At 53.3% G+C, this 5287-nt stretch carries 2 tRNA genes and 3 rRNA genes; all 5 read right to left on the reverse strand.

The window, feature by feature from the left end:
- Positions 1-12: 12 nt before the first annotated feature.
- Positions 13-128: ribosomal RNA gene (gene rrf, locus PSEWESI4_RS00040) — 5S ribosomal RNA — on the reverse strand.
- Positions 129-290: 162 nt separating this feature from the next.
- A 23S ribosomal RNA gene (locus PSEWESI4_RS00045) occupies positions 291-3181 on the reverse strand.
- 235 nt (positions 3182-3416) lie between these two features.
- Positions 3417-3492, reverse strand: a tRNA-Ala gene (locus PSEWESI4_RS00050).
- Between the two features lie 31 nt (positions 3493-3523).
- Positions 3524-3600, reverse strand: a tRNA-Ile gene (locus PSEWESI4_RS00055).
- Positions 3601-3666: 66 nt separating this feature from the next.
- A 16S ribosomal RNA gene (locus tag PSEWESI4_RS00060) occupies positions 3667-5205 on the reverse strand.
- Together the 16S, 23S and 5S rRNA genes with 2 tRNA genes alongside form the textbook arrangement of a ribosomal RNA operon.
- Positions 5206-5287 lie beyond the last annotated feature (82 nt).

Here is a 5287-nt window from a genome sequence, read left to right on the forward strand (position 1 = left end):
TTCGGCATAGGAGCTTGACGATGACCTACTCTCACATGGGGAGACCCCACACTACCATCGGCGATGAGTCGTTTCACTGCTGAGTTCGGGATGGGATCAGGTGGTTCCGACTCTCTATGGTCGTCAAGCAATTGGGTTGGGGTGTCGTGTTGAGGCGCCACCCCGAATTGGGTGTGTGATAGCGATTTGGCTTGCTTTGCGGGTTCTGTCGAACTTTCGGTTGTTGTCGACTTCACCATGACACCGTCCGGCTGACCTGCCTGTGCAGGGCCAGATTGTTTGGGTGTTATATGGTCAAGCCTCACGGGCAATTAGTATCGGTTAGCTCAACGCCTCACAGCGCTTACACACCCGACCTATCAACGTCGTAGTCTTCGACGGCCCTTCAGGGAGCTCGAGGCTCCAGTGAGATCTCATCTTGAGGCAAGTTTCCCGCTTAGATGCTTTCAGCGGTTATCTCTTCCGAACATAGCTACCCGGCAGTGCCACTGGCGTGACAACCGGAACACCAGAGGTTCGTCCAACCCGGTCCTCTCGTACTAAGGTCAGCCCCTCTCAAATCTCAAACGTCCACGGCAGATAGGGACCGAACTGTCTCACGACGTTCTAAACCCAGCTCGCGTACCACTTTAAATGGCGAACAGCCATACCCTTGGGACCGGCTTCAGCCCCAGGATGTGATGAGCCGACATCGAGGTGCCAAACACCGCCGTCGATATGAACTCTTGGGCGGTATCAGCCTGTTATCCCCGGAGTACCTTTTATCCGTTGAGCGATGGCCCTTCCATACAGAACCACCGGATCACTAAGACCTACTTTCGTACCTGCTCGACGTGTCTGTCTCGCAGTCAAGCGCGCTTTTGCCTTTATACTCTGCGACCGATTTCCGACCGGTCTGAGCGCACCTTCGTACTCCTCCGTTACTCTTTGGGAGGAGACCGCCCCAGTCAAACTGCCCACCATACACTGTCCTCGATCCGGATCACGGACCAGAGTTAGAACCTCAAGCATGCCAGGGTGGTATTTCAAGGATGGCTCCACGCGAACTGGCGTCCACGCTTCAAAGCCTCCCACCTATCCTACACAAGCAGGCTCAAAGTCCAGTGCAAAGCTACAGTAAAGGTTCACGGGGTCTTTCCGTCTAGCCGCGGATACACTGCATCTTCACAGCGATTTCAATTTCACTGAGTCTCGGGTGGAGACAGCGCCGCCATCGTTACGCCATTCGTGCAGGTCGGAACTTACCCGACAAGGAATTTCGCTACCTTAGGACCGTTATAGTTACGGCCGCCGTTTACCGGGGCTTCGATCAAGAGCTTCGCTTGCGCTAACCCCATCAATTAACCTTCCGGCACCGGGCAGGCGTCACACCCTATACGTCCACTTTCGTGTTTGCAGAGTGCTGTGTTTTTAATAAACAGTCGCAGCGGCCTGGTATCTTCGACCGGCATGGGCTTACTGAGTAAATCATTCACCCTCACCGGCGCACCTTCTCCCGAAGTTACGGTGCCATTTTGCCTAGTTCCTTCACCCGAGTTCTCTCAAGCGCCTTGGTATTCTCTACCCGACCACCTGTGTCGGTTTGGGGTACGGTTCCTGGTTACCTGAAGCTTAGAAGCTTTTCTTGGAAGCAGGGCATCAACCACTTCGCTCTCTAAAAGAAAGCTCGTCATCAGCTCTCGGCCTTGAACGCCCGGATTTACCTAAGCATTCAGCCTACAACCTTAAACTTGGACAACCAACGCCAAGCTGGCCTAGCCTTCTCCGTCCCTCCATCGCAGTAACCAGAAGTACAGGAATATTAACCTGTTTGCCATCGACTACGCTTTTCAGCCTCGCCTTAGGGGCCGACTAACCCTGCGTCGATTAACGTTGCGCAGGAAACCTTGGTCTTTCGGCGTGGATGTTTTTCACACCCATTGTCGTTACTCATGTCAGCATTCGCACTTCTGATACCTCCAGCAAGCTTCTCAACTCACCTTCACAGGCTTACAGAACGCTCCTCTACCGCTCATCCTAAGATGAACCCGTAGCTTCGGTGTATGGTTTGAGCCCCGTTACATCTTCCGCGCAGGCCGACTCGACTAGTGAGCTATTACGCTTTCTTTAAAGGGTGGCTGCTTCTAAGCCAACCTCCTAGCTGTCTAAGCCTTCCCACATCGTTTCCCACTTAACCATAACTTTGGGACCTTAGCTGACGGTCTGGGTTGTTTCCCTTTTCACGACGGACGTTAGCACCCGCCGTGTGTCTCCCGTGCTGACACTTGCTGGTATTCGGAGTTTGCATCGGTTTGGTAAGTCGGGATGACCCCCTAGCCGAAACAGTGCTCTACCCCCAGCAGTGATACACGAGGCGCTACCTAAATAGCTTTCGAGGAGAACCAGCTATCTCCGAGCTTGATTAGCCTTTCACTCCGATCCACAAGTCATCCCCTACCTTTTCAACGGGAGTGGGTTCGGTCCTCCAGTCAGTGTTACCTAACCTTCAACCTGCTCATGGATAGATCGCCCGGTTTCGGGTCTATACCCAGCGACTAAACGCCCTATTAAGACTCGCTTTCGCTACGCCTCCCCTATTCGGTTAAGCTCGCCACTGAATATAAGTCGCTGACCCATTATACAAAAGGTACGCAGTCACCCAACCAAGTGGGCTCCCACTGCTTGTACGCATACGGTTTCAGGTTCTATTTCACTCCCCTCTCCGGGGTTCTTTTCGCCTTTCCCTCACGGTACTGGTTCACTATCGGTCAGTCAGTAGTATTTAGCCTTGGAGGATGGTCCCCCCATGTTCAGACAAGGTTTCACGTGCCCCGTCCTACTCGATTTCACTTCCTGGACCCTTTCGCGTACGGGGCTATCACCCACTATGGCCGCACTTTCCAGAGCGTTCCGCTAAAATCCAAGAAGCTTAAGGGCTAGTCCCCGTTCGCTCGCCACTACTAAGGGAATCTCGGTTGATTTCTTTTCCTCAGGGTACTTAGATGTTTCAGTTCCCCTGGTTCGCCTCACACACCTATGGATTCAGTGTGTGATAACCAGCTTGTGCTGGCTGGGTTCCCCCATTCAGAGATCTCCGGATCAAAGTCTGTTTGCCGACTCCCCGAAGCTTTTCGCAGGCTACCACGTCTTTCATCGCCTCTGACTGCCAAGGCATCCACCGTATGCGCTTCTTCACTTGACCATATAACCCCAAGCAATCTGCTTCTCAGCAGGCCTGAAATCCGATCGTGAAGACGACATTCGCCGAAAATTCGCGCTTGAACTCGCAAATTTTGCCTTGATTAACAACGTGCAGTGAAACACGCCGTTAGTCACTTCTATCACATACCCAAATTGTTAAAGAACGATTTTCCAGACAAAGTCCAGACATCAACATTCCTGCCGGAATACTCATGTCTGAGCTTTCGCGCCGAGAGTGGTGGAGCCAAGGAGGATCGAACTCCTGACCTCCTGCGTGCAAAGCAGGCGCTCTCCCAGCTGAGCTATGGCCCCAATGTCGGCCGGCCTTACGCCCCGCGACAATTGGTGGGTCTGGGCAGATTCGAACTGCCGACCTCACCCTTATCAGGGGTGCGCTCTAACCAACTGAGCTACAGACCCAATCGCCTTTCGCAACTGAATCAAGCAATTCGTGTGGGTGCTTATGAAGAAGCTGAAGTCTTCGATTAAGGAGGTGATCCAGCCGCAGGTTCCCCTACGGCTACCTTGTTACGACTTCACCCCAGTCATGAATCACTCCGTGGTAACCGTCCCCCCGAAGGTTAGACTAGCTACTTCTGGAGCAACCCACTCCCATGGTGTGACGGGCGGTGTGTACAAGGCCCGGGAACGTATTCACCGTGACATTCTGATTCACGATTACTAGCGATTCCGACTTCACGCAGTCGAGTTGCAGACTGCGATCCGGACTACGATCGGTTTTGTGGGATTAGCTCCGCCTCGCGGCTTGGCAACCCTCTGTACCGACCATTGTAGCACGTGTGTAGCCCTGGCCGTAAGGGCCATGATGACTTGACGTCATCCCCACCTTCCTCCGGTTTGTCACCGGCAGTCTCCTTAGAGTGCCCACCATCACGTGCTGGTAACTAAGGACAAGGGTTGCGCTCGTTACGGGACTTAACCCAACATCTCACGACACGAGCTGACGACAGCCATGCAGCACCTGTGTCTGAGTTCCCGAAGGCACCAATCCATCTCTGGAAAGTTCTCAGCATGTCAAGGCCAGGTAAGGTTCTTCGCGTTGCTTCGAATTAAACCACATGCTCCACCGCTTGTGCGGGCCCCCGTCAATTCATTTGAGTTTTAACCTTGCGGCCGTACTCCCCAGGCGGTCAACTTAATGCGTTAGCTGCGCCACTAAGTTCTCAAGGAACCCAACGGCTAGTTGACATCGTTTACGGCGTGGACTACCAGGGTATCTAATCCTGTTTGCTCCCCACGCTTTCGCACCTCAGTGTCAGTATCAGTCCAGGTGGTCGCCTTCGCCACTGGTGTTCCTTCCTATATCTACGCATTTCACCGCTACACAGGAAATTCCACCACCCTCTACCGTACTCTAGTCAGGCAGTTTTGGATGCAGTTCCCAGGTTGAGCCCAGGGCTTTCACATCCAACTTACCTCACCACCTACGCGCGCTTTACGCCCAGTAATTCCGATTAACGCTTGCACCCTTCGTATTACCGCGGCTGCTGGCACGAAGTTAGCCGGTGCTTATTCTGTCGGTAACGTCAAAACTACAAGGTATTAACTTGCAGCCCTTCCTCCCAACTTAAAGTGCTTTACAATCCGAAGACCTTCTTCACACACGCGGCATGGCTGGATCAGGCTTGCGCCCATTGTCCAATATTCCCCACTGCTGCCTCCCGTAGGAGTCTGGACCGTGTCTCAGTTCCAGTGTGACTGATCATCCTCTCAGACCAGTTACGGATCGTCGCCTTGGTGGGCCTTTACCCCACCAACTAGCTAATCCGACCTAGGCTCATCTGTTAGCGTGAGGTCCGAAGATCCCCCACTTTCTCCCGTAGGACGTATGCGGTATTAGCGCGAGTTTCCCCGCGTTATCCCCCACTAACAGGCAGATTCCTAGGCATTACTCACCCGTCCGCCGCTCGCCACCAGGAGCAAGCTCCCGTGCTGCCGCTCGACTTGCATGTGTTAGGCCTGCCGCCAGCGTTCAATCTGAGCCATGATCAAACTCTTCAGTTCAATACTGATCGGGTTTTGTGAAAACCCTAAACTTGGCTCAGCAATCGCAATAAACTCTCGAATTCACGAGTGTTTGCTTGTG

It is taken from the genome of Zestomonas carbonaria (genome assembly GCF_904061905.1).
Lineage (GTDB): Bacteria > Pseudomonadota > Gammaproteobacteria > Pseudomonadales > Pseudomonadaceae > Aquipseudomonas > Aquipseudomonas carbonaria.